This is a genomic window from Mesorhizobium sp. M7A.F.Ca.CA.004.06.1.1, assembly GCF_003999135.1.
GTDB lineage: Bacteria > Pseudomonadota > Alphaproteobacteria > Rhizobiales > Rhizobiaceae > Mesorhizobium.
Genome location: NZ_RZPQ01000670.1, coordinates 1 through 3,326 on the forward strand (window position 1 = coordinate 1; position 3,326 = coordinate 3,326).

Genomic DNA, 3,326 nt, shown 5'->3' on the forward strand with positions numbered 1-3,326 from the left:
GCACATCGCCTATGTCTCCGAGCAGAATCTGCTCGAGGATCAGTCGGGTGAGCCGGTCCGGCATCCGCAGATCAAGGAGATGTTCGACAAGAGGCCGGACGGCGGCTACCAGCCGAAACGGCAGTCAAGGCACTGACCCGCGGAGAGATGGGCGCAAAAAAAGCGGGGCATGACCCCGCTTTTTTGTGGCTCGGCGATATCGGCCGATCAGTTGGCGGTCTTCGCCTTGTCCTGCTCTTCCTTGAGCTTCTTGGCGAAATCCTGGTTGTTCTTGGCGACGAAGTCCTGAAGCTTCTTTTGCCGGTCCTCGATGTCCGACTGCTGCAGCGCCGGTCCGTCATAGGCGCCGCTGAAGCCCTGCAGGGCGACCTTGATCGGATTGGGCTGGTTCTGGAAATTGACGGAGGTCAGGGTAATCGCCTGGCCCTTCTTGAAGGCGGCGACGAGCTGATCGGTCAGCGGCACTTCCGCCACGCAACGATCCGGGAAGCAGATCACATAGTCGAGCTTCTGCGCCTTGCCGGTGTCGATCTGCAGGCCGATGCCGGGAGGCACCAGACGGCCGGTCGGGACCGTCACCTGGAACACCTTGCGGTTCACCTTGCCCTTCAGCTCGATCAGGCTGACGCCAGTGACCAGCTGGCCGTTGCCGGCGGTGGTGATGTTCTGGACATTGCAGATGTCGACGTCTTCCTGCTTGGTGCAGGCCTTGAACCAGCCTTGCGGAATCTGCTGTTGCTGCTGTGCGGAAGCAGCGGGAAGTCCTGCGCCGAGAAAGCCGACCACGCCAGCGGCCATGACCGACAGGCGGTACGCGTTGCTGTTCAGGCTCGTCATGTCGTGCACTTCCTCTCAAATGATCCCGGGACCGGCTTCTTCGTGCCGTGTGGTCCAGCTACCTGTTGCCGAAATGAGGCAACAGAATGACTTCGGAGGGCGTGTTACACTGCAAGCGATGCCGAATCCAGCCCGGCGTCAGCAATTGTTGAACGCGCGGTTGGCCGGCGCGCAGCCGCCTCATGCTAGGGTGCACACCGAATCATCAAGCCGACCCAGTAAGGAGACGTTCATGGGCCGCGTTGTTGTTTGGCTGATCACCGGGATATCGTTTCTCGCCCTTTCGCATCAGCCGGCCGCATCGGAGCCGAAGCACGCTATCGCCATGCAGGGCGTGCCGGCGCTACCGCCCGACTACAGGCATTTCGACTACGTCAATCCCGACGCGCCGAAGGGTGGCTCGATTACCTATTGCGTCGTCGGCAGCTTCGACAATCTGAACCCTTTCATCCTCAAGAGCCTGCGCACGACGGCGCGCGGCATGATGGATACGATCTTCGGCAATCTGGTCTTCGAGCCGTTGATGCAGCGCAATGCCGACGAGGCTTTCACGCTCTACGGTTTGTTGGCCGACAGCGCCGACATGGACCCGGAGCGCAAGAGCATCGAATTCCATCTCAATCCGAAGGCCAAATGGTCGGACGGTCAGCCGGTGACGCCGGAGGACGTGCTGTTCAGCTATGACGTCTACACCGAGAAAGGCCGCCCGCCTTACAGCGATCGCATGGCCAGGGTCGCCAAGCTCGAAAAGACCGGCGATCACAGCGTGCGCTTCACCTTCAACGACAAGGCCGATCGCGAATTCCCGCTGATCATCGCGCTGACCCCGATCATCCCGAAGCACGCCTTCGACAAGGAGACTTTCGACAGGACGACGCTCAAGCCGGTGATCGGCAGCGGCCCTTATAGGATCGCGCAGGTGCAGCCCGGCCAGCGCATCGTGTTCAAGCGCAACCCGGACTACTGGGGCAAGGACGTCCCGGCCAAGCGCGGTTTCGACAATTACGACCAGATCACCATCGAGTATTTCCTCAACGCCAACGCCAAGCTCGAAGCGTTCAAGAAAGGCCTTTGCGCCATCGACGACGACAGTGATCCGGTGAAGCGCGAGCGCGATCTCGATTTTCCGGCCTTCCACAAGGGCGACGTCGTCGCCGAAACCTTCGACACCGGCATTCCGCCCGTGGTGACCGGTTTCCTGTTCAACACGCGGTTGCCGAAATTCGCCAACCCTGTCGTGCGGCGCGCGCTCGGCATGCTCTACGACTTTGAATGGGCCAACAAGAACCTGTTCGGCGGCAAATACACGCGCACGATGAGTTACTGGCAGAATTCCGAGCTTTCCGCGATCGGCCATCCGGCCGACGACAGGGAGAAAGCGCTTCTGGCGCCCTACCCCGGCCGCGTCCCGGCCGATGTCATGGACGGTACATGGCGGCCGCCGGTGACCGACGGATCGGGCCAGGACCGCCGCGTGCTGAAGGCAGCCTTCGATCTTTTGAAAAGTGTCGGCTACCACGTGCAGAATGGAACGATGCTCGATCCCGAAGGCAAACCCTTCAGCTTCGAAATCCTGACCGCATCGCAGGACGAGGAGCGCCTTGCCGGCATCTACCAGCGCACGCTGGAGAAGATCGGCATCGATCTCACCATTCGCAGCCTCGACGGCGACCAGATCCAGTCGCGCAAGCAGCGCTTCGACTTTGAGGTCCTGATCGGATCGAGCGGCTTCAACAATTCGTTGTCGCCCGGCATCGAGCAGAGCGGGCGCTGGAGTTCCGCCGCGGCCAGGACGGAAGGCTCGTTCAATCTCGCAGGCGTCGCCGATCCGGCTGTGGACGCGGCGATCGAGGCGATGCTGCGCGCCCGCTCCAAGGAGGATTATGTTGCCGCCGTTCGCGTTCTCGACCGGCTGCTGATCTCCGGCAACTACATGGTGCCGATGCAGCACAACACGCAGCAATGGATTGCCTACTGGAACTACCTGGAACATCCGCAAAAGACGCCCATATTCGGGTATCAGCTGCCAACATGGTGGCGCAAACCCAACTGAGGGATCAGGAGATCGAGATGAGCGAATTGAACGCCATCACCGTCGATGTGGTGTCCGATGTCGTCTGCCCCTGGTGCTTCATCGGCCAGAAGCGGCTCGACAGGGCGATTGCCGCCGTCGGCGATGTCGACGTGCATGTCCGCTGGCGGCCGTTCCAGCTCGATCCGACCATTCCGCCTGAAGGCAAGGACCGCCGCGAATACATGCTGGCAAAATTCGGCAGTGATCAGCGCATCCGCGAGATTCACGCCCGCATCGAGCCGCTGGGCGAAATCGAAGGCATCTCGTTCGCCTTTGACGCCATCAAGGTGGCGCCGAACACGCTGGATGCGCATCGGCTGATCCGCTGGGCAGGTGCCGCCGGCGAAGCCATTCAGAACAGGCTTGTGCGCCGGCTGTTCCAGCTGAATTTCGAGGAAGGCGCAAACATTGGCGA

Annotated in this window: 4 protein-coding genes; 3 read left to right on the forward strand and 1 reads right to left on the reverse strand. The window is 61.2% G+C overall.

Annotated features, from left to right (window positions below):
• A partial coding sequence (locus tag EN906_RS38530; protein ID WP_348629289.1) for a hemimethylated DNA-binding YccV-like domain-containing protein occupies positions 1-136 on the forward strand: 136 nt, incomplete at its 5' end.
• Between the two features lie 71 nt (positions 137-207).
• On the opposite strand, the gene EN906_RS28040 is transcribed toward EN906_RS38530, so the two are convergent.
• Positions 208-837, reverse strand: coding sequence for an invasion associated locus B family protein (locus EN906_RS28040; RefSeq protein WP_127270670.1), 630 nt, complete (start codon positions 835-837; stop codon positions 208-210).
• Between the two features lie 232 nt (positions 838-1,069).
• On the opposite strand from EN906_RS28040, the gene EN906_RS28045 reads away from it, so the two are divergent.
• Both EN906_RS28045 and EN906_RS28050 read left to right on the forward strand, forming a co-directional pair.
• On the forward strand, positions 1,070-2,890 hold the full coding sequence (locus EN906_RS28045) for an extracellular solute-binding protein (RefSeq protein ID WP_127273478.1): 1,821 nt from the start codon (positions 1,070-1,072) through the stop codon (positions 2,888-2,890).
• 17 nt (positions 2,891-2,907) lie between these two features.
• Positions 2,908-3,326 (forward strand): DsbA family oxidoreductase (locus tag EN906_RS28050; RefSeq protein ID WP_164777408.1); only part of this gene is annotated, 419 nt, incomplete at its 3' end.

What these genes read in the sequence shown, in the direction of transcription:
- EN906_RS28040 (WP_127270670.1), bottom strand. Translation starts at nt 837, where the DNA reads ATGACGAGCCTGAACAGCAACGCGTACCGCCTGTCGGTCATGGCCGCT.
- EN906_RS28045 (WP_127273478.1), top strand. Translation starts at nt 1,070, where the DNA reads ATGGGCCGCGTTGTTGTTTGGCTGATCACCGGGATATCGTTTCTCGCC.